The sequence below is a fragment of the Ilumatobacter sp. genome (assembly GCF_041688325.1).
GTDB lineage: Bacteria > Actinomycetota > Acidimicrobiia > Acidimicrobiales > Ilumatobacteraceae > Ilumatobacter_A.
Genome location: NZ_JBDNIJ010000394.1, coordinates 1 through 20,998, shown reverse-complemented (window position 1 = coordinate 20,998; position 20,998 = coordinate 1). Strand labels below are relative to the sequence as shown.

Here is a 20,998-nt window from a genome sequence, read left to right as displayed (position 1 = left end):
TTGTTTCCTGTCAACGGAGTGGAGGTCGTCGTCACCCTGCACCTGATCCGAGCGTGTCAGGCGGGGCAGGTGGAGCAGCGGCCGTAGACGTCGACGGCGTGGCGGAACGCCTCGAACCTGGTGTCTTCAGTGATGCTGTCGAATGCTCGACGCAGCGCCCGCTCGATCTCGGCGGGCAGGGTGAAGTCCTCCACGACGCCGCAGGAACCACAGATGAGATGATGATGGTGTCCAATCAGATCTTCTGCGAGTTCGAAGTGCGCATCGACACCTGCATGGACGAGGCGGCGCACCACGCCGGCTTCTTCGAGGAGCGAGAGGTTCCGGTACGCCGAACTCTGCGGGGTACCCGCCGCAAGGTCGAGGAGTTCGCCAAGCGTCACCGGCCGGTCAGTGCGCAGGAGCACGGCGACGAGTTGGCGCCGGCGGGTGGTGTAGCGCAGGTCGTGTCTGGCGAGACGTGCAGTGATGAGGCGATCGAGCGCACCGGATGCAGTGATTTCATCGGCATCGAGAGGGCCTTCAGCACCCTTGACATCACGAAGAATAGCGGTCGACTCTGACTGGGTGATCATGGGTCAGTGGTCGATCGTTCGCACTTCGACGAGCCCGTCGACGCGGGCGATGAACAGCTCGTCGGTGCCGGGCCGCCACGACAAGTGGCTGACGCCGACAGCGTGTTCGCTCACGTCGAGCGGGGCGAGAGTTTGGCGCTGCTTGCGTGGTGACGGCCACACGACGACGCGTCCGTCGGCGCCGCCGGTGACCAGCAGGTCGCCGTTCGACATCCAGGCCATTGCTGAGATGTGTCGGGTGTGCACCTCGCCGCTGGCGGGGGCGGTGCCACGCGGCCCCTGCTTCGAGAAGTCCCAGACGGTCAGTTCGCCGAGGCACGCGGATGCCATCCACCGCGAATCGTGGCGGAACGCGAGGTGTTCGATCTTGGCGGGGTAGCCCGACATCGAGAGGTCGTCACCGGACCACAGCTTCCAGAGGTGGATGCTGGCGTCCTGCGCTCCGACGCATGCCCATTTGCCGTCCGGGGACAGTTCCAGCGACAGGATCGACCCCTTCCACCGGTGTTGGCGCTTGGGGCCGGTTGCGTCGAGGTCGTCGGGGTCGTACCACGACACTGCGCCGTATGCGGCGACGCCGACGCGTTGGCCGTCGGTCGACCAGGTGACGGCGGTGATGGTCGAGTCGACCGGCTCGAATCTCTGACGCTCGGCGCCGTTCGAGTCGGCGAGCGTCAGTCGGCGTCCGGCTCCGATGGCGACGACGTCGTCGCTCGGCGACCATGCGACCCGAGCAACCCAGCCATCGACGGCGATCTCGGCGACGGGTTCGATGTGGCGTTCCGCAGGGTTGTAGCGGTAGAGCCGGACAACCTTGTCGTGGCCACCGACCGCAAGGGTGCGACCGTCGGTGGACCACGCCGCAGTCAGCACACCAAAGGGGTGTTCAGCGAGCTTCTCGATCGTGTCGCCGGTGTCGGCGTCGAGCAGCAGCGCTTCGCCCGACAGTCCGCCGGCGAACACGACGCTGCCGTCGCTCGACGGTGCCAGCACCGAGGCGTAGTCGGCAAGGCTGGTGTTCCAGTGGGCAGCTCCGATCAGTGCACTCATGTCAACTCGCTCATTTCACGAGGCACGAGCGGAAGCTGGCCTCGAGTTCGTCGCGGTCGAGGTTGCGCCCGATGAACACGAGCCGATTGGTGCGCGACTCGCCATCGCGCCACAGGCGGTCGGCTTGCCCGTCGAGCAGCATGTGGACGCCCTGGAACACGTAGCGCTCCTCCATCCCAGCGATGGCGAGAATGCCCTTCGAACGGAAGATGTCGACACCCTTGTCGCGCAGGAGGGTTCCGAGCCACTTGTTGAGACGGTCGCTGTCGACCTCGCCGGCTGCTTCGATGCCGACGGAGGTGACGGTGAGGTCGTGCTGATGCTCGGCGTCGGGGTCGAGGAAGCCGGGCTCGTCGGCGAGGACCCGGTCGAGGTCGAAGGCGCCGACGTCGAGGATGGCGTCGAGGTCGACTTTGCCATGGGTCGTGTGCACGATCGGTGCGAACGAGTTGATTTCGCGGATGCGGCGCTCGACTTCGGCCAACTGGGCATCGTCGACCAGATCGGTCTTGTTCAACACGATTCGGTCGGCGAACGCGAGCTGTTCGATGGCCTCGTTCTCGATGCCTTCGGGCTTGTCGTCGTCGAGGTGGGTGATGAGGTGCTTGGCGTCGACGACGGTGACGATTGCATCGAGGCGCAATTGGCTGGAGATCTCGTCGTCGACGAAGAATGTCTGGGCCACTGGCGCTGGGTCGGCGAGCCCGGTGGTCTCGATCACGATCTGGTCGAACTTGTCCTGACGCTTCATCAGGTTGCCGAGGATGCGGATGAGGTCGCCGCGCACGGTGCAGCAGATGCACCCGTTGTTCATCTCGAAGATTTCTTCTTCGGCGTCGAGGACGAGGGCGTCGTCGATACCGATCTCACCGAACTCGTTCTCGATGACGGCGATCCGCTTGCCGTGCTGCTCGGTGAGGATGTGGTTCAACAGGGTTGTCTTGCCGGCCCCGAGGAAGCCGGTGAGGACGGTGACGGGGACCTTCGTGGATTGGGACATGGCCGCAGCTTAGATCGTTTTGATTCTCATTACTACTAGCAATGTCCGACCCGAGGTGGCGGCGCCGTCGGCGAGATGCTCGGCGAAGAAATCATCGACACTTGTGGAAATAAGAATCACTCTCATTATGATTCGATCATCGCTACCTCGACCTTTCCTTCTTCTCGCGTTTCGCCGTCCGGGACGCCCCGTGCGAGCCGTCGTGTGGCGCGGTCGACCGGGCTGCTGCATCCTCGCCTGTTGCCGGTGCTGGTGGTGGCGCTCAGCGTCTTGATCCTGGCCTCGTTGGTCGTCGGCGTTGCGATCGGGTCGGTGCGAATCCCGGTGTCGACGGTCTGGGAGGTGGTCATTGCTCAGGTGACCGGCCGCGACACCTCGGTGCCGAGCAACGAGCAGCAGATCATCTGGCAACTCCGGGTGCCACGAGTCGCGCTCGCCGGACTGGTCGGCGCGGGGCTCTCCGTGGCCGGTGTCGCTGTTCAAGCACTGGTCCGCAACCCGATCGCCGACCCCTACGTACTGGGGGTGTCGTCAGGTGCGTCGGTTGGGGCGACGATGGTGATCCTGTTCGGCGTCTTCGCCGGCCTCGGCAGCCTCGGCAGCCTCGGCATCTCGGCCGCGGCGTTCATCACTGCAATGGCGTCGATGACCGTCGTCTACCTCATCGCGCAACGCTCCGGACGACTCGACCCGCTGCGGCTGGTGTTGAGCGGTGTGGTGATCGGATACGTGCTGTCCGCGCTCACGAGCTTCCTGGTGTTCCAAGCCGATCCCCGAGCGGCCCAGCAGGTGCTGTTCTGGCTCCTCGGCAGCTTCGGTCGGGCCCGCTGGTCGATCCTGCCGATCCCCGCCGTGGCGGTGGCAGGAGCGGTGGCCGTGCTCTTCGTGCGGGCCCGAATGCTCGACGCTTTGGCGAGTGGCGACGACGCGGCGACGACCCTCGGGGTGGCGGTCGGACGCCTGCGGATCGAGTTGTTCATCATCACAGCTGCGCTCACCGCCGTGCTCGTTGCGGTGAGCGGGGCGATCGGGTTCGTCGGGCTCGTCGTCCCTCACGCCGTTCGAGCCCTCGTGGGCGGGCTACACCGTCGGGTGCTGGTCGTCAGCGCCCTGCTCGGAGCGCTGTTCATGATCTGGGTCGACATCGCCGCGAGAACCGTCGCCGCACCTCAAGAGATTCCTGTCGGCATCATCACTGCACTGGTCGGTGGCCCGGTCTTCATCGTGTTGATGCGCCACCGTGACCGACGGTTGCTGCGATGAGCCATCTCCGTGTCGACCAACTCGGCGTCCTCGTCGGCGAGCGGCTGCTCATCGACGGGCTCGACCTGTCCGTCGACACCGGCCGCTTCGTCGGGCTCGTCGGACCGAACGGCAGCGGAAAGTCCACGCTGCTCAAGTCGATCTACCGCGTCCTCGCTCCAATCAGGGGCGTCGTATCACTCGACGAGCGCGACATCGCTTCGTTCAGCGCACGGGCTGTGGCGAGAGAGATTGCTGTTGTTGCTCAGGAAGTTCCGACGGATCTCGAATTCACCGTCCACGAGATCGTGATGCTGGGCCGTCTTCCACACCAGCGATCACTTGCCCGCCCGACCTCCGCCGACGATCGCCTCGTCGACGACGCCCTCGACCAGGTCGACATCGCTCACCTGTCGGACCGGAGTTGGCAGACGCTGTCGGGCGGCGAGAAGCAACGGGTGCTGCTCGCACGGGCGCTTGCCCAGCAGGGCAACATCATCATCCTCGATGAACCGACCAATCACCTCGACATCCGCCATCAACTCGAACTCTTGACGCTCACCAAGTCGCTCGGCACCACGACGATCGCTGCACTCCATGACCTCAATCTCGCAGCCGAGTTCTGCGACGAGGTCGTGGTGCTCGACAACGGCGCCATCGTGGCCCACGGCACGCCCGACGACGTGTTCGTCGACGACGTGATCACCCCCGTCTTCGGCGTGACCACCGACCGGGTCGTCCACCCCCGCACCGGCGCAATTCGGCTGCTGTTCTCCACACTCGCCGCCCCTTGCACGACCTCAACAGCGCCGGCACCGACCGCACCAGATCTGGAACACCCACTACTGCTTCGAGGAGCACCATCATGAAGAATCCCACCAACCGTTCCCGTCGACCCCGTTCCGCCGTGGCCGCCGTCGCACTGCTGCTCACCGCCGCGGCTTGCGGCAGCGAGGAAGCCGCATTGGAGTCGGTGCCCGAGCAATCCGCCGAGCCAGCCGAGTCCGAGCCCAGTTCGACCAAGCCCAGTTCGACCGAGCCCAGTTCGACCGAGACCGGTTCGTCGGTGCCCGATGCTTCGACAGCGTTGCCCCCGGTGACCGCCGACTTCGCGTGGCCGGCTGCAGTGCCGCCGGTCGATCACTATCCCGTGACGGTGGAGTCGTGCGGGGAGCCGGTCACCTTTGACGCCGCCCCTCAGCGGGCGGTTGTCAACGACGACAACATGATCGAGTTGATGTTCGCCCTCGGCCTTGCCGACAACATGGCGGCCTACAGCGCCGCCGGGCCACGCCTGCGGCTCGCCGCGTTCGACGACGACTACGCCGCAGTCACCAGCCTCGGCGACGACTACTTCACGCTCGAACCGGTGCTCGGCGCCGACCCCGACTTCGTGTTCGCCGGCTGGAACTACGGCTTCAACGCCGATGAGATCAACCCCGAAATTCTCGCCGACCTCGGCATCCAGAGCTATGTGCTGGCCGAGTCATGCCGACGCATCGACGACACGCTGGCACCTGCCTCGATCGAGGAGTGGTACGGCGATGTGCGAGCAATCGGCGACATCTTCGGCGTCCCCGAGCGCGCCGAAGCGTTGATCGCGCACTGGGACGAACGACTCGCCCAGGTCGCTGAACGCATCCCCGACGACGCCGACCCGGTCCCCGTGTTCAGCTACGGATTCGGTCAGGACGCACCCGGTGGCGGACTCGGCTTGACGATCGTGCCCGAGCTGTACCGCAAGGCCGGCGCTGTCAACGTCTTCGAGGACCTGCTGGAGATGTGGGGGACGGTGTCCTGGGAGGCGTTCGTCGAGTCACAACCCGAAGTGATCGTTGTCACCGACTACGGCTCGGCGGGCGACGGCCAGACCGGAGAACAGAAGATCCAGTTCATGTCGTCCGTCGATGGCGTCGACACCGTTCCGGCGATTGCCAACGAGCGGTTCCTGGTCCTGCCGCAAGAGGCGGTCAACCCTGGCATCCGGATCGTCGATGGCATCGAAGCGCTTGCCGCGATGCTCTACCCCGACGAGTTCGCCGACCTGGTTGGCACCGACGGATTCGGACTGTCACCGGTCTCGACATGAGCGCCCGGACCAGCCCGAGCCGTCGGCACCGGCGGCGAGCGCAGATCAGCGTGCTGCTCTGCGACGCCTGTTGCTGCGGCACCGAGCGCAAACATCCCGGTGTCGACCACGCCGGAATCCGCGATCGTCTCGCGGTGGCAGCGGCGTCGGTGGGAGGGAGGTGTCGCACGGTGGATTGCCTCGACGTGTGCTCCCAGTCGAACGTCATCGTCGTCAAGACACCCGGCTCCGGATCGTTCTGGATCGGTAAGGTCCTCGATGACGCCGTCGTCGACTCCATCGACACCTGGATCCGAGAGGGTGCGCCCATGCCGATCCCCGCCGACATCGACCTGTTCGTCTTCGACACCAAGGGCATCACGGAGACAACGGAGATATCGCACGAGCCTGCGGATGCGCCGGTCACGGAGTTCGTCTCGATCCAGCCCCGGCGGTCGTCGTGACGCTGCCCGGCCTCGGTCCGAAACGCGACCCCAGCGACACCGCACGTGTGAAGGCGCTGGTGCGTGATCTCATCGACGACCCAGACCTGACGGTGATGGTGACCGAGTTGGACTGCACCGAACCGGGCTGCCCGCCGATCGAAACCGTCATTGCGCTGCTCGGCGATGGAGTCACCGTCCAGTACAAGATCCACAAGCCGGTGGCCGAGGTCAGTGTCGACGATGTGCGTGCAGCCATCGACGACGGGCCCCACGCACACTGACCGGTCGTTGAACGGTCACGGATCTGCGCAATGAGCAATGACGTCCTCGCCGAGCCAGTCGACTGGCCGCCGCTCTGGGAGATCACACTTGGGGACTGCCCGACAGCGCTCGCTTGGGACCCTTCCGGCTCGCGGCTGGCTGCGGCCTCTCTGGCAGGTGACGTCGTCGTTGCCGAAACCGCCGACGGCTCCCAGCAGCAGGTGAGCTTCCACAACGGCGGGGCGCTGTGCCCCGACTGGGCTGTTGCCCGTCTGGTCAGCGGCGGCCAGGACGGTACGGCAACCATCGACGGTGACCCCATCGAACTCGGTCGCTGGGTGTCGGCGTTGGCGTCCTCGCAGTGCGGGCGTCACGTCGCAGTCGGCCATGGGCGGAGTGCCAGCGTGCTCGACGTTGCTTCATGCGCCACACTGTCTTCGGAGCGCCACAACACCACCGTCACCGGGGTGTGTTGGCATCCGACGAATGACGACGTGGTGCGGTCGGGTTCATTCGAGCGGATCGCAGAGCAGGAAATCGGTGTCGATGCCGCCTTGCCCGACATCGAGCTGGAGTTCGGCGGAGCAATCGCCGCGGTCCGGGTGGCGGCGTCGACCGAGCGGACCGTTGCTGGGGTGCGTGGAGACTTCGCCTACCTGTGGCACGACGCGGGGATGTCGCATACAGCAAATAGGAATGACTCTCAACAACGGATAGTCTCCGGACGTGGATGATCGGCCCGACAGAAGCGAGTGGCGGCCGACTCTGGGTCGAGACAACGGCGGTGTCGATGTCCGTGCCGATGTCGGTGGCGATGCAGTCTCGGCACGAGCCCGGTTGTGTTCGGTGTTGATCGCCGACGATCCGTCGATCGGGCTGGCGACGCTCGTCCACGACGGGTTCTTCGCTCGGTGGATCCCCGAGATCGTCGACATGCAGATGGAACAGGATCCGGTCCACCTGCACAAGGACGTCCTGACCCACACGATCGCCGTCACCGCATCGACCCCGCCGGAACTGCGACTGCGCTTGGCCGCTCTCATGCACGACATCGGCAAGCCGGCAACGCATCGTGTCGGGCCTGGCGGCGTCACCTTTCGCAATCACGAGGCGGTCGGTGCTCGGATCACCAAGCGTCGCCTGACCGGTCTGGAGTTCGACGAGCGTTTCGTCGGCGATGTTGCCCGACTCGTCGAGTTGAGCGGCAGGTTCAAAGGCTTCGGTGACGGTTGGACCGACAGCGCCGTGCGTCGCTACGCCCGAGATGCCGGTGAACTGCTCGGCGACCTGAACCAACTCGTGCGCTACGACTGCACCACGCGTCATGTGAAAAAGGTCGTGGCGCTGCGGGCCCTCGTCGACGAACTCGAGCAACGCATCCGCGACCTGGCTGCCGCCGATGCCGATGACCGTCGACGGCCACCGTTGAGTGGTGAAGAGGTGATGGCCCTCCTCGACATCGCTCCCGGTCCTGCGGTCGGGGCCGCCATCGCAATGCTGCTCGCCGTCGACGAATCCGGCGACGAGCCCCTCGACCGTGACCAGGCTGTCGAACGTCTCCGGCAGTGGTGGGCCGACGAGCAAGCCGCCGGCCAGGCAGGCCAAGTCGGCCGGGTAGCCCAGACGAGTGGCGTGGCGGGAAGTCCTCGGTGAGCGAATTGCTGGCCGACGACCCGCGTCGGGACCTGTGGCGCTCGGGGAGCTACGAGATTGTTGGCGACTGGTTCCGTGACGCATCGACTGCTGTGCTCAGAGGGTTGCCGCTCGATGGGGTCCGACTCCTCGACCTGGCCACCGGCACCGGGGCGGTCGCCATCGAGGCTGCCCGGCGCGGTGCGCATGTCGTCGGCGTCGACCTGACCCCTGAACTCCTCGATGTAGCCCGCAACCGGGCCGCCGCTGCAGAGAGCGATCTCGCAGTCGATATCGAGTGGGTTCACGACGACTTCGATCTGTTCGTCGCCAGGCCCGAATGCGCTGGCGCGTTCGACGTGGTGACCTCCTCGTTCGGCGTCATGTTTGCCCCCGACTCGGCTGCGACCGCTCGGGCGATGGCCGCGGTCACTGCGCCCGGCGGCACCATCGCAGTCTGCGCATGGGCGGCAACCGGGCTGTTCGGCGTCCAACGCAGCGACGAGCTGACCGCGTTGATGCCACCGGTATCGCCCGGTGCCCTCGGTCGTCCGTGGTCGAGCTTCAGCGGTGTCGCCGGGTTGTTCGCAGGATCTCCAGTCACGCTCATCGGGCAACGCCGTCATCCGATCGGTCTCGAATTCGCATCGGTCGAAGACGCCATCGACCAGTTAGAGCAGTGGTCGGGGCCGTGGCAGCAACTCTTCGCCCATTTCCACGAGAACGGCACCCTCGACGCCGCACGGGCGTTGCTCGTCGTCGACTTCTCGCAGCACATGGTGCCGGTCGCGGAGCGCCCATCCACCGGTGTGGCGTTGCGCGCCGACTACGTCGTGTCGGTGCTGCGGCGCCATGCCTCGAACGAGGGCTGAGTGCTCGGTGGCGGCCGGGCGGATGATCGCCGTCCTGAGACAATGGGCACATGATCCGGATGAATGACCGCCGTTGGCCGTCCAGCATCTACGCAGACTGGGAGGCGATGTCTGAGCGCTACCTGCCCGGACGGGCGGAGCTGCTTGCGTCGATGTCGGCCACCCTCGCCGAGTTGCAACCGCATGTGATCGTCGACCTCGGATGCGGCCCGGCGACGGTGACGAGTGCAGTGGCGGATGCCTTTCCTGACGCCGTTGTCATCGGCGTTGATCACGACCCTGCCCTCCTTGTGTTGGCGCGACAACTCCAGACGCCGGAAACACGATTGCAGATCGTGGATGCACGTGTCGACGGTGACTGGAGGTCGAGAGTCGAACAGCGTCCCGACGCAGTCGTGACGGTGCTGGTGCTGCACTACTTCGCTCAGGCGGCATGGCCGGCGATTCTGCGGCGCATCGCCGACGGATTGGAGCCCGGCGAGGTGTTCGTGAACATTGATGTCTTCGCTGACCTGGTCGACGCTGACGGACGATTGTCGGCTTCGGGTCCGGCACCGGCTCCGGCTCCGGAATCGTCGTCGGGCGATGAGGTCGACTCGGATGAGTGGTGGAGGCGACTCAGGGCATCCACCGATCCAGCCATCGCCGTGGGGCTCGAAGCGCGATCGCAGATGGAGTTCGTCTCTGCCGAGTTCCATCCTGATCTGGCGGCCTACCGAGTGATGCTGGCCGAAGCTGGGTTCACCCGGGTTGACGTCGTCGATCGCGTCGGCGCAGCGTGCATCGTGGTGGCCTATAAATAGGAGTCGTTCCTAAAACACATGTAGGTTGCAGCGATGGACATCTCCCGACTGCACGTGTTTCCGATCAAGAACTATCACCCGACGCCGCACGCCCTGCTCGGTCCGGGTGCCCACGAGATGATCGGCGTGTCGGCCGCTCAGCTCGGCTTCAAGCGGACGTTGTTGATGACGACGGGTCTGCGCGGCACGGGGATCGTCGACGAGGTGAAGGGGATCGTCGAGTCGGCCGGTGTCGAGGTCGTCGTGTTCGACGGCGTCGAGTCGAACCCGAAGGACCGTGACGTGATGGCGGCCCACGCGGCCTACACGAGCCAGGCGTGCGACAGCTTCATCTCGCTCGGTGGCGGGTCGAGCCACGACTGCACGAAGGCGACCCGAGTCGTCGCCGCCCACGACGGTCGCAGCATCAACGACTTCAAGGGCCCGCTGGAACTCGACAACCCGATCCTGCCGCCCCACATCGCTGTGTCGACCACCGCGGGCACGGGTTCCGAGACCAGCTTCGCGTTCGTCATCACCGACACCACGTCGGGGCCGACGAACCACAAGTTTGCCAGCTTCGCCCACCAGGTCGCTCCGTCGATGTGCATCGACGACCCGGTGCTGTTCATGCCGATGCCCGCCGATCTGACGGCGTACTGCGGTTTCGACGTGCTCGCCCATGCGAGTGGCGCCTACCTGTCGATCCTCGACATGATCCCCTCACAGGGCCTCGCACTCCAGGCGATCGAGATGACCTTCAAGTACCTGCCCACCGCAGTGGGCAACGGTTACGACCCCGTGGCGCGTGAGCAGATGATGTACGCCCAATACATCGCCGGCCAGGCGTTCAACTCGGCTGGGCTCGACTGCGTCCACTCGGTGTCGCACGCCATGTCGGCCAGCTTCGACACGCACCACGGCATGGGCAACGGCATCGCCCTCACCCGCGTGTGGGAGCACAACCTGTCGGCGAACTACGAGAAGTTCGCGCGTATGGCTGTTGCGATGGGCGTTGACACGCGCTCGATGACCGTGCCCCAGGCCGCCGACGCTGCCCTCGCCGCTGCGTCGCGTCTTGCCGACGATGTGGGCATTCCGCAGAACTTCACCGACCTCCCCGACTACTCGAAGAGTCGGGTCGGCCAGGGCGGCTTCCCGACCCCGAGCGCGACCGACGACGACGTCGGGCGCATTGCGCTCCACGCACTCGGTGACGTGTGCACCATGACCAACCCGCGGGTGATGAATCTCGACTCGCTCGGCAGCGTTGTGAAGGACTGTCTCGTCGGGAGCCGCAGCTGATTGCGACACCCGAGCCTCCACGCTCGGCGACGCCGTTCCGCGATGCCGAGGATGTCGCAGCGCAACTCGCAACCGTCGGCTACTTCGCCGACGACACCACGGCAACGGCGATCCACCTGATGACGGCGCTGGAGCGACCGCTCCTCGTCGAGGGGCCGCCGGGCGTGGGCAAGACGTCGCTCGCTCGATGTCTTGCTCAGGTGTCGCAGCGACCGCTTGTTCGACTCCAGTGCCACGAAGGCATCGATGACGCACGGGCCCTCTACGAGTGGGACTACACCCGCCAACTCCTCGCGACGCAACTCGCACGCGCCGACCCGACCGGCCAGACCGGTCAAGCCGACTCTGGTGGTACAGGGTCGTCGGTGTCGCTTGGGGCGTTGTTCGACGAGTCGTTCCTCCTTGAGCGGCCACTCCTCACCGCCATTAGGTCACCCGAGCCGGTGGTGCTGCTCATCGACGAAGTCGACCGTGCCGACGAAGCATTCGACGCCCTGCTGCTCGAAGTACTCGACGAGCAGCAGGTCACGATCCCCGAACTCGGAACGATCACTGCCACGTCGACGCCGTGGGTGGTGTTGACCTCGAACGAGACGCGCGAGGTGGCCGACGCGTTGAAGCGGCGCTGCCTGCGCATTGCGGTCGACTACCCGACCCCCGAGCGCGAACTGGAGATCGTCACCAACGCCGTGCCTGGTGTTGCAGCAGCGCTCGCGCAGCGAGTTGTCGAGGCGCTCGCCTCACTCCGGAGTGTCGCGTTGCACCAACCGCCGGGGTCGGCCGAGGCCATCGAGTGGGCGCGAGCGCTCCTCGTGCTTGGTGCCGACGACCTCGATGAGCGCACGATCGAGCAGACCCTCGCCACGATCGTCAAACACAGTCGCGACGAGGCGGCGGTCCGCAACGTGCTGATCCCTGACGCTCCTCGCCCCGACCGGTGATCGTCTCGATCACCCGCTTCGCCGCCTTGCTTCGACGAGCAGGCGTCGATGTCGGCATCGACGCCACCATCGCCGCTGCCGAGGCATTGACATTGATCGCGCTCGACGACCGATCCCGCATCCAGGCGGTACTGCGCCTCGTCATGGTTCGCCACCGACGCGACGACGCAACCTTCGACCAAGTATTCGAGTCGTGGTTCGGTGGCGCATGGGTCGCTGACCGATCGACCGACGATGACCCCGTCGACCACACGGCATCGGCGCCGGCGGCGGACGCCCGACTGATGCTCGACACCGACCGCCAACGCCACGATGCTGCCTACGTCGACGATCCGTCAGAACGGATCGGAGCCACGACTCCGCACAGTGAGGCATCGGAGGGCTCGGCCGCAGCGGTGCTCGGCGAGGACGGTGACGATGTGGCTCCGGTCGTCGACGCCGACAGTGACATGGGTGCGTGGGCCGATGCCGGTCATGCCGACCCGGCTCGGGCTGGTCGTCGGCAGGGGCTTGTCCTGCTCCCAGAGACACTCGACGTCCTCGACGCCATGCGCCTGCGTCTTGCCGCAGCACTCGTCGAACGCGACGCGATGTTCGACGCTGCGGTTCGAATGTCGACTCACGTCGCGCCGAGCGATACCCGACTCCTCAACCCGTTCAGCCTCGACGAGTCGCGCCGTCTCGCCCAGATCGTCCGACTCCTTCGCCGACAACTCGACGGAGCACCCTCGTGGCGGCAGCGTCGGGACCACCGGGGTGTCGTCGACCTGCGCCGCACCATTCGCTGCGCTGTCGTCACCGGGGGAGTGCCGATCCAGACAATCCGTCGAACCCCCGCGCTGCGCCGCAGCCGGGTGGTCCTACTCGTCGACACGTCACTGTCGATGCGTCCAACGACCCGGCTGATGCTGCATGTTGCGAACATGCTCGCCGCGCAGGCGGCTCGGGTGCGGGTGGTGGGCTTCGTCGACCAGTGCGTCGAGGTCACCGACACCATCCGCCACGCTGATGTGGCTTCCGCGATCGGTCGGCTGCTCGACGACCCCGGCGGTGGCCCACTCGACCCATCGCGGTCGTCCGACTACGGCGCTGCGTTGCGTTCGTTCTGGACGCGATACGGGTCACTTGTCGACGCGTCGACCAGAGTCATCGTGATTGGCGACGGGCGTTCCAACGGCCTCGATCCGAACGTCAACGCGGTCCGCCAACTTCGCGACCGCAGCCGTCGACTCGTCTGGCTGACGCCGGAACCCGAGGGTGCATGGGGATTCGGCCACGGCGAGATGGAGCAGTACGCCACTGTGTGCGACCACGCGGCTCGCGTCCGCTCCCTCGACGACCTGGCCGAGTTCGTGGAGTCGGGTGTGCTCTGCCAAGAACGTCGCCACGACCGACGCGAGGTCGGGAGGAGTGTGTTGCACGTCAACCTGCCAGGAGCAAGGCAGCAATCATCAAAATGATCGGGATGACTCTCGTTCCGACAACGACTCAGAAGATGTTGCACCAACTCTCGACCAGCGAGGGCTTTGACCGCTCGGCCGACAATTTGGTTCCGGACTCGATTGAGCGCTGGACCGGACAAGGCCGCACTCGATCCATCGGACGCTGCTTCTGATGTCAGACAAACCTGTTGCCTCGCGCACCAAGATGCCCGATGACCCCGACGAGATCGAGGCGCTTCGCGAGCGCGTCCGAGCAGAACACGCTGCCTACATGAAGAAGTGGGCTGGCTGGAAACCCAGCCGCGACCGATAGGACCTACGTAGCGGCAACTCGGGCGTTCAGGCGGCAGAATCCGATCACACGACCGGCAAAATCCGATTGCAAACCCGGCAAAATCCGATTCACGCGTGGTATTTCATCTATGGTTCGGCAATGGACGATCAGACTCGACGTCTCGAAACCATCGCCGCCGAGCTGCTGAGTGGGTTTCGCGCGATCGTCGTGAACGGTCCGCGACAGGCAGGAAAGAGCACTCTGCTCGAACACCTACAGCGCTCACGTGGGACGCTCGTCGACCTCGATGATCCGACGCTGCTCGATCGGGCACTTACCGATCCGGTCGGGCTGCTCGCCGACGTCGATCGACCCACGGCCATCGACGAGTTCCAGCGAGGTGGAGACGCGCTGTTGCTTGCCTTGAAGCGTGAACTCGACCGACACAGGGATCGAGGCCAGTTCATCCTCGCCGGTTCCACCCGCTTCTTGACGATGCAGTCGGTTGCCGACACACTGACCGGCCGGATCGGGATCCTCGAACTCCTCCCGTTCTCGGTGGGCGAGCGAACCGGCGTCGACGAACACTTCGTCGACAACGCCTTTGCCGGTCTGGTCGCTGATGGAGCCGAACTCGGTCGCCGACATTACGCCGACCTGATTGCGGGCGGCGGCTTCCCCGAACTCGTACTCGGCTCCACGAGCGATCGATTCCGATCTCAGTGGTGCGAGTCGTACATCGACACCGTGACCAGTCGGGCAAACGTCGATCAGGTCGCCGACATCCGACGCAGTGACGTGTTGCGCAGTCTCGTCGATCAGGTCGCTGCTCGCTCGGCTCACGAGCTCGTCGTCGAGGATCTCGCACGCGAACTCGCGACCAACGGCGACACGGTGCGTTCGTACCTGGACATCCTCGCCACGCTGTACCTCGTCCGGTTGGTTCCGGCGTGGTCGACGAGCAACACCACGCGAGCCAAGAAGCGTCCGACGCTGCACCTCATCGACACTGCGCTCGCCGCTCACTCGTTGAATCAGACTTCCATCTCGCTCGCCGCTCCCGATTCACGCTGGTTCGGGCCGTTGTTGGAGAGCTTCGTCGTCGGGGAACTGGCCAAGCAGATCACGTGGGCGGCACAACCGACACGCCTGTTGCACTATCGAGACCGCGACCAGCGAGAGGTCGACGTGATCCTGGAACGCGGTCGTCAGATCGTGGGCATCGAGGTGAAGGCAACGGCGACGCCGCTGGCGAAACATGCTCGGCATCTCGCATACCTCCGTGACCGCATCGGTGATCGATTCGAGGGTGGCATCGTGCTGCACACCGGATCCCACCACGGATCGCTCGGCGACCGACTCGTCGCTGCACCGATCTCGTCGCTCTGGGCCTGACAACGGAGTGGTCGCATCGGCCATACAAGCGCGCTCCGACTCCGGCTACGTTGACCGGGTGACTGGACAGGGCGACGGCAGGCCAGCGCACACCGGTGGCGGAGGTCATCTCGAACGACGGCTGGGCGTGTCGGACGCCGTGGTGATCGGGGCCGGGTCGATGATCGGTGCGGGCGTGTTCGTGTCGTGGGCACCGGCTGCGGAGGCTGCCGGTACCGGATTGCTGATCGGTCTTGCGATCGCCGCTCTCGTAGCGTTCTGCAACGCGTCGTCGTCGGCGCAACTCGCTGCGATCCATCCCGAGTCAGGCGGCACCTACGTCTACGCCCGCTATCAACTCGGCCCGTTCTGGGGGCATCTCGCGGGTTGGGGGTTCGTGGTCGGCAAGACGGCGTCGTGTGCCGCAATGGCGCTCACGGTCGGTGCATACCTCGCCCCGGCGCACGACCGACTCGTGGCGGTGGCAGCGATCGTGGCGATCGCCGCAATCAACATCGGTGGGCTGTCCAGGACGGTGTTCGTCACCCGCATCCTGCTCATCGTGTCGCTTGCGGCGTTGGCGACCGTGGTCGTGTCGGGTTGGTCCGCGCCCGACGTTGACATCGCTCGATTGACCCCGATCGACGCTGGAGTGTTCGACGTGTTGCGCGCCGCCGGGTTCATGTTCTTCGCGTTCGCCGGGTACGCCCGCATCGCAACACTCGGCGAGGAAGTGCAGGACCCCGAGACGACCATCCCGCGGGCGATCCCACTGGCGCTCGGTGCCGTACTCGTCGTCTACGCAATCGTTGCAGTCACCACGTTGGCCGCAGTACCGACGCAATTTCTCGCTGCCGCGGACGCGCCGCTGCGCCTGGTCGTTGACGCCGGTCGTTTCGACGGGCTTGGTCCGTTCGTCAGCGTCGGCGTAGGGATCGCTGCGCTCGGGGTATTGCTGAACCTGATTCCCGGTGTGTCGCGCACGACACTCGCAATGGCTCGGCGCCGCGAGCTGCCCGGGTGGTTCGCCCACGTCGACGAAGCGCGGTCGCTGCCTTTGCGTGCGGAATTCGCTGTTGCCGCTGTGGTCATCGTGTTGATCGTCGTCATCGACCTGCGCGACGCGATTGGTCTGTCAGGTGTGGCGATCCTGAGTTACTACGCGATCACCAATGCTTCGACGTTCACGCTCGATGCTGCGCAGCGACGGTGGCCGCGATGGATCGCGATCGTCGGGCTGATTGGTTGCGTGGTCCTCGTCGTGTCGCTTCCGGTGTCGGCCGTGGTGACCGGGCTCGGCGTGCTCGCTGTCGGTGTGGTGGTTCGCTTGCTTGTGGACCAGTGGGGGACGAGGAGTCGATCCGACGACAACGCGGCTTGATGTCGGTGCACGAGGAACATCGTCGCTCGACTATCAGTCTGGCTCACGATGTGTCCGCCACTGAATCAGTTGCCGGGTCGCCGGGCGGGCGAGCGATGCGAGGCAGGCGAAGCCAGGCGAACAGCGCTGCCGCGATCATGGCGGCTGCGGTCAACCGATACGAGACGGCGACCGTGGCGATCGAGGCAACGAGCGCACCGACAGCGGCGCCCAAGGGTTGACCGCCCCACGCGATCATCCGGCCGATCACGTTCACGGTTGATCGCAGGTCGTCAGTGGTGGACAGTTGCCGGTAGGTGATGCCGACGATGATCGTGAACGTGATCGTCGTCGAGAACACCACGAGCAGGCCGATCGCCGCAAACGGCAGAGCGTTGAGCGACAGCAGTGCTGCGATGACGCCTGAACCGGCCAGGCTGAGTGGCGTGAGCCAGTGGATCCGGGCGACGTCGAAGATGCGAGCGAAGAGCAGCCCGGCAATCATGCTGCCGACATTGAGCGCAGCGAAGAGTGCCCCGACGCGACCGTCTTCGGAGCCCAGGCCGAGTTCTTCCACGGCATAGGGGACGAGCAGGCCGAGCACGATGCCGAACGCGAACGAGTTGCCGAAGCCCGCAACGAGCAGCGTGGACACCGTTCGCTCGCCTCGGATGAATCGGAAGGCCCGACCGAGTTGGTCGCGGATGCGGCGCGGTACCTCGTTGGAGTCGTCCGTCGCAGTTCGAAAGTTTGATCGGATTGTGAGTTGCACGCCGGCCGCAACGAAGAAGCTCGCTGCATCGACCCACAGGGTGGCCTCGGCTCCGATGACGGCGATCAGGATGCCGGCCAGTGCGGGCCCGACGATCTCGCTGCCCGACTGAAGCGCACCGAGGAACCCGTTGGCGGCCGGGAGGCGTTCGTTACCGACAAGGGCGGGAACGGCACCGAACACGGCAGCGTCAGAAAACACGAACACGGTGGCTGACAGCAGCGTGACCACGTAGATGTGGGCGACGCTCAACACGCCGAATGCGGCTGCGAGTGGGATGGTGGCGGTGAGGAGGCCTTCGGCGATGTTGCCGCCGATGATCAGCAGGCGGCGGTTGCCACGGTCAGCGATCGGCCCGGCGATCAGGCCCACGCACAGGTACGGCAGCACTCGGAGTGCGAAGAGCAGACCGGTGATTCCCGCTGACCCAGTGATCTGGTAGACGAGGATCGGCAGGGCGATCGCGGAGACTCCCGAGCCGAGCATCGACACGCCCTCGGCCGTCGCCCAGCGAACGAATTGCGGTTCGGACCGCAGAAGGGTCGATGTCACTGGACGTTCGTGCCGTGCGAGGAGCGCCGATGCTCGGCGGGGTCGTGCATGTGAGAATCATAGAATGATTCCCGTTTGCGCCGTCTCGTCGAATTTGGACGATGGCAGTGGACGTTCGACGGATCGCGTGTGGCTCGTTCCACGCAACTTCGGCCATCTCGTCGTGTCGCCCTCGAACTCGACGACGTGGTCGTTCTCGAGTTCCGGATCGAGCCTGACGCTGCGGACTGGGGCCTGCAGCGTCGGCATCACGTCCGGTTCAGTGCTCGTCCCAGTGGCCGTCGTGGAGGGCGTGACGGTGGCCGTCGTGGACGTAGTCGACATGGTCGCCGTGCTGGATCGACTCGTGTCCGCACTCCGGGCCGTGCTGGTGCTCGTGCGTGGCGTGGGTGATGCAGGCATCAGCACCGTTGCACTCGTCCCAGTGCCCGTCGTGTTGGCGATGGAGGTGGCCGTCGTGGACGTAGTCGACGTGGTCGCCGTGAGTGGTGCTGGCGTGGCCGCACTCAGGCCCGTGCTGATGATCGTGTTCGGTGTGGATGCGGTGTTCGGTTGCTGTGGTCATGAAGTTCTCCTCGATGTTGTGGTGGTCTTTGGATTGGTGTGAGTCGACCGGCCCGGGTTCGGGTCGAGCGGTGTCTCAGCCGATGTCTCAGCGATGTTCGGCTGCGTGAGCGATGGCGTCGCCGACGATGTGGCTGACGTGGTGATCGGCCAGGGTGTAGCGGTTCTCTTTGCCCGCCCTTGTCGCCGTCACGAGGCGTGCTGCTCGAAGCACCTGGAGGTGCTGGGACACGGTGGGTTGCGCAATGCCGAGTATGTCCACGAGCTCGTGGACACATCGATCCCCGTTGGCGAGTTCTGCAACGATCTGCAACCGCCCCGGATGTGCCAGTGCCTTCAACAACGCAGCAGCGTCACCGTAGGAGGTGTCACCGACGTGGTGCTTCGGGTCCGACGAAATCACACCCGCAACATACTATTCGAATATTTGAATATCAACCCGGTGGAGCGGGAGAGCGCTGGCTATACTCGACCTGGTTATGGCTCCCACAACTGAACTCGACCGTGTCGTGGCCGACCGCCTCGCTCAACATGAGATGCGATACACCACTGGCCGTCGAGCAATTGTCACGGCGCTGCGTGCCATCGGCGCACCGGTCACGCTGCCGAATCTGCTGTCGTATTCCGGCGAGATCACGCAGAGTTCGGCATACCGCAACCTGTCGTTGATGGAAGAGGCCGGTGTCATTCGTCGCCTCGTCCACGGAGCTGACCATGCGTTCTTCGAACTCGCAGAAGAACTGACCGAACATCACCATCATCTGATCTGCGAGAAATGTGGGACCGTGGAGGACTTCACCCTCGACGACGAACTCGAAAAGCAGCTCGATGCTGCGTTCGGTCGGGTTGCCAAAGCCGCCGCCGCAACCCCGTCCAGTCATCTGATCGACGTGTTTGTCGTCTGTTCCGATTGCACCGCAGCGGCTGCGTGACGCGGAGCCTGCGGGCGCTGTCGATTCGGGTTTCGGGTCAGTGGTGCTCAGTGGTGATGGTCGTCGTCGACCGCAACGGATCCGTCTCCGAGTTCCAACACTCGGCCTCGGTACGCCTGTCGTAGATGCTCTGGCTGAAGTACATCGGTCGGTGACCCGACGGCGACGACGGCACCGTTCAGCAACACGACCTGGTCGGCGCGGGTTGCCTCGTCCAGGTCGTGGGTTGCGACCACCACCGTGCGACCCGACGACCGGTCGTCGTCGATTGCCTGCCTGATGGTCTGTTCAGATGCCAGATCAAGCCCTGCGACAGGTTCGTCGAGCAGCAGGATGTTAGCCTCCTGGGCGAGGCCCTGGGCGATGAAGACTCGCTGACGCTGGCCACCCGACATGTCGGCGAGATGCCGATGCGCCAGATCTGTGACGCCGAGGCGCTCCATCAGGTCATCGACGATCCGGCGATCCTGTGGAGTGGCTCGACCGAGCCGCCCGCTGCGGCGTGCGAGTTGCACGACTTCACGAGCGGTCACAAGCAACTGCTTGGAGGCATGCTGTGACTGCAGTACATAGGCGACCCGGGCATTGCCGGCACTCGACGATGGCAGCGTCATGGTGCCCGCCGATGGTCGAAGAAGGCCAGCGATGACATGGAGCATCGTCGACTTACCCGAACCGTTCGGACCCACCAGCGCCGTATAGCCGGGATCGATCTGCAGGCTTGCCACATCGAGCACCGTCGATCGTCCTCGCTCGACACGTACGTCCGAGAAGTAGATCGACGACGCTGGCCCGAGCGATGACGTCACAGGCGAGTGCTGAGCGGTCGCGGAAGCACCGGAGCGGCTGGTGCCGAGAGCACCAGCGTGACCGACATCATCAGTTTCGGGAGACTTGCGCACCGGGGTTGCCGTTCTTGGAGTGGTTCCCATAACCTCTCAGGCTATGGGAAGAATTCTCAATACTATCCGTTCAAGTAGCCGAGTCCTGAGTGTTGTCGTGCTCGCAGCAGGTGCTGCAGCTTGCGGCTCTGACTCCTCTGACTCCAACGATGGATCATCGGCCGCCGTGACCGCCGCCGAGGGCGAGGCCGACTCGTCGCCGAGCGAGAGCGGTGAGCGACCGCAGATCGTCGTCACGACCAACATCTTGGGTGATGTGGTGTCGGCAGCGGTCGGTGATCAGGCTGACGTCGAGGTCATCATGCCACTCGGATCGGACCCGCACGACTTCGCCCCGTCCGCGCGGGAGGCCGAGTCGATGGAGAACGCTGACCTGCTGATCGTGAACGGCGCCGGTTTCGAGGAAGGCATGCTCGACATCATCGCCAACGTCTCTGACTCTGGAACCAATGTGTTCTCCTTCGCCGAACAGATTGACCTTCTCGAGTTCACTGGAGAGCACTCCGACGACGAGCATTCGGATGAGGAAGGCGAGGAGCATTCGGATGAGGAAGGCGAGGAGCATTCGGATGAGGAAGGCGAGGAGCATTCGGATGAGGAAGGCGAGGAGCATTCGGATGAGGAAGGCGGCGATCCGCACATCTGGACCGAT

Annotated in this window: 24 protein-coding genes; 17 read left to right on the top strand and 7 right to left on the bottom strand. The window is 65.1% G+C overall.

Going from position 1 to position 20,998, the window contains the following annotated elements:
- Positions 1–56: 56 nt before the first annotated feature.
- Genes ACH2EI_RS19760 through ACH2EI_RS19750 form a run of 3 tightly spaced genes read right to left on the bottom strand, consistent with a single transcriptional unit; the run spans position 57 to position 2,625 of the window.
- Positions 57–575: a Fur family transcriptional regulator gene (locus ACH2EI_RS19760; RefSeq protein WP_395153897.1), complete on the bottom strand. Its 519-nt coding sequence runs from the start codon at positions 573–575 to the stop codon at positions 57–59.
- Positions 576–578: 3 nt separating this feature from the next.
- The gene (locus ACH2EI_RS19755; protein WP_395153898.1) at positions 579–1,625 is read right to left on the bottom strand and encodes a WD40 repeat domain-containing protein; all 1,047 of its coding nucleotides are present in this window, start codon (positions 1,623–1,625) and stop codon (positions 579–581) included.
- Between the two features lie 10 nt (positions 1,626–1,635).
- Positions 1,636–2,625 (bottom strand): CobW family GTP-binding protein, encoded by a 990-nt coding sequence (locus tag ACH2EI_RS19750; protein ID WP_395153899.1) that lies wholly within the window; start codon positions 2,623–2,625, stop codon positions 1,636–1,638.
- 204 nt (positions 2,626–2,829) lie between these two features.
- On the opposite strand from ACH2EI_RS19750, the gene ACH2EI_RS19745 reads away from it, so the two are divergent.
- The 15 genes from ACH2EI_RS19745 (at position 2,830) to ACH2EI_RS19675 (ending at position 16,645) form a co-directional block, all read left to right on the top strand.
- A complete protein-coding gene (locus ACH2EI_RS19745) occupies positions 2,830–3,888 on the top strand; it encodes a FecCD family ABC transporter permease (RefSeq protein WP_395153900.1) in 1,059 nt (352 codons plus the stop codon).
- Complete coding sequence (locus ACH2EI_RS19740; RefSeq protein WP_395153901.1) at positions 3,885–4,736, top strand: ABC transporter ATP-binding protein; 852 nt, start codon at positions 3,885–3,887, stop codon at positions 4,734–4,736. Before ACH2EI_RS19745 ends, ACH2EI_RS19740 begins: the two co-directional genes overlap by 4 nt.
- Complete coding sequence (locus ACH2EI_RS19735) at positions 4,733–5,956, top strand: ABC transporter substrate-binding protein (RefSeq protein ID WP_395153902.1); 1,224 nt, start codon at positions 4,733–4,735, stop codon at positions 5,954–5,956. The genes ACH2EI_RS19740 and ACH2EI_RS19735 overlap by 4 nt, the downstream gene beginning before the upstream one ends.
- Positions 5,953–6,399, top strand: a complete 447-nt coding sequence (locus ACH2EI_RS19730) for a (2Fe-2S) ferredoxin domain-containing protein (protein WP_395153903.1) — start codon at positions 5,953–5,955, stop codon at positions 6,397–6,399. The genes ACH2EI_RS19735 and ACH2EI_RS19730 overlap by 4 nt, the downstream gene beginning before the upstream one ends.
- Entirely contained in the window at positions 6,396–6,662 is a 267-nt protein-coding gene (locus ACH2EI_RS19725) for a hypothetical protein (RefSeq protein ID WP_395153904.1), read from the top strand. The genes ACH2EI_RS19730 and ACH2EI_RS19725 overlap by 4 nt, the downstream gene beginning before the upstream one ends.
- A gap of 30 nt (positions 6,663–6,692) precedes the next feature.
- Complete coding sequence (locus ACH2EI_RS19720) at positions 6,693–7,376, top strand: hypothetical protein (protein WP_395161275.1); 684 nt, start codon at positions 6,693–6,695, stop codon at positions 7,374–7,376.
- Positions 7,369–8,295, top strand: coding sequence for an HDIG domain-containing metalloprotein (locus tag ACH2EI_RS19715; protein WP_395153906.1), 927 nt, complete (start codon positions 7,369–7,371; stop codon positions 8,293–8,295). Before ACH2EI_RS19720 ends, ACH2EI_RS19715 begins: the two co-directional genes overlap by 8 nt.
- Entirely contained in the window at positions 8,292–9,146 is an 855-nt protein-coding gene (locus ACH2EI_RS19710) for a class I SAM-dependent methyltransferase (RefSeq protein ID WP_395153907.1), read from the top strand. Before ACH2EI_RS19715 ends, ACH2EI_RS19710 begins: the two co-directional genes overlap by 4 nt.
- A gap of 50 nt (positions 9,147–9,196) precedes the next feature.
- Positions 9,197–9,949 (top strand): class I SAM-dependent methyltransferase, encoded by a 753-nt coding sequence (locus tag ACH2EI_RS19705; protein ID WP_395161273.1) that lies wholly within the window; start codon positions 9,197–9,199, stop codon positions 9,947–9,949.
- A gap of 33 nt (positions 9,950–9,982) precedes the next feature.
- Positions 9,983–11,233 (top strand): iron-containing alcohol dehydrogenase, encoded by a 1,251-nt coding sequence (locus tag ACH2EI_RS19700; protein ID WP_395153909.1) that lies wholly within the window; start codon positions 9,983–9,985, stop codon positions 11,231–11,233.
- Positions 11,149–12,174 (top strand): AAA family ATPase, encoded by a 1,026-nt coding sequence (locus ACH2EI_RS19695; protein WP_395161271.1) that lies wholly within the window; start codon positions 11,149–11,151, stop codon positions 12,172–12,174. Before ACH2EI_RS19700 ends, ACH2EI_RS19695 begins: the two co-directional genes overlap by 85 nt.
- Positions 12,171–13,634: a VWA domain-containing protein gene (locus ACH2EI_RS19690; protein ID WP_395153911.1), complete on the top strand. Its 1,464-nt coding sequence runs from the start codon at positions 12,171–12,173 to the stop codon at positions 13,632–13,634. The genes ACH2EI_RS19695 and ACH2EI_RS19690 overlap by 4 nt, the downstream gene beginning before the upstream one ends.
- A gap of 154 nt (positions 13,635–13,788) precedes the next feature.
- On the top strand, positions 13,789–13,929 hold the full coding sequence (locus tag ACH2EI_RS19685) for a hypothetical protein (protein WP_395153912.1): 141 nt from the start codon (positions 13,789–13,791) through the stop codon (positions 13,927–13,929).
- A 120-nt stretch (positions 13,930–14,049) separates the two neighbouring features.
- Positions 14,050–15,285 (top strand): ATP-binding protein, encoded by a 1,236-nt coding sequence (locus ACH2EI_RS19680; RefSeq protein WP_395153913.1) that lies wholly within the window; start codon positions 14,050–14,052, stop codon positions 15,283–15,285.
- 58 nt (positions 15,286–15,343) lie between these two features.
- A complete protein-coding gene (locus tag ACH2EI_RS19675) occupies positions 15,344–16,645 on the top strand; it encodes an APC family permease (RefSeq protein ID WP_395161269.1) in 1,302 nt (433 codons plus the stop codon).
- A gap of 43 nt (positions 16,646–16,688) precedes the next feature.
- Here the strand turns inward: ACH2EI_RS19675 and ACH2EI_RS19670 are convergent, their stop codons facing one another.
- The 3 genes from ACH2EI_RS19670 to ACH2EI_RS19660 form a co-directional block, all read right to left on the bottom strand.
- Entirely contained in the window at positions 16,689–17,948 is a 1,260-nt protein-coding gene (locus ACH2EI_RS19670; protein WP_395153915.1) for an MFS transporter, read from the bottom strand.
- A gap of 259 nt (positions 17,949–18,207) precedes the next feature.
- Complete coding sequence (locus ACH2EI_RS19665) at positions 18,208–18,513, bottom strand: hypothetical protein (protein WP_395153916.1); 306 nt, start codon at positions 18,511–18,513, stop codon at positions 18,208–18,210.
- A gap of 87 nt (positions 18,514–18,600) precedes the next feature.
- Positions 18,601–18,915, bottom strand: coding sequence for an ArsR/SmtB family transcription factor (locus tag ACH2EI_RS19660; RefSeq protein WP_395153917.1), 315 nt, complete (start codon positions 18,913–18,915; stop codon positions 18,601–18,603).
- Positions 18,916–18,991: 76 nt separating this feature from the next.
- On the opposite strand from ACH2EI_RS19660, the gene ACH2EI_RS19655 reads away from it, so the two are divergent.
- Positions 18,992–19,444, top strand: a complete 453-nt coding sequence (locus ACH2EI_RS19655; protein ID WP_395153918.1) for a Fur family transcriptional regulator — start codon at positions 18,992–18,994, stop codon at positions 19,442–19,444.
- A 47-nt stretch (positions 19,445–19,491) separates the two neighbouring features.
- Here the strand turns inward: ACH2EI_RS19655 and ACH2EI_RS19650 are convergent, their stop codons facing one another.
- The gene (locus ACH2EI_RS19650) at positions 19,492–20,376 is read right to left on the bottom strand and encodes a metal ABC transporter ATP-binding protein (RefSeq protein WP_395153919.1); all 885 of its coding nucleotides are present in this window, start codon (positions 20,374–20,376) and stop codon (positions 19,492–19,494) included.
- 13 nt (positions 20,377–20,389) lie between these two features.
- On the opposite strand from ACH2EI_RS19650, the gene ACH2EI_RS19645 reads away from it, so the two are divergent.
- The coding region (locus ACH2EI_RS19645) for a metal ABC transporter substrate-binding protein (RefSeq protein WP_395161267.1) at positions 20,390–20,998 on the top strand (609 nt) is incomplete at its 3' end.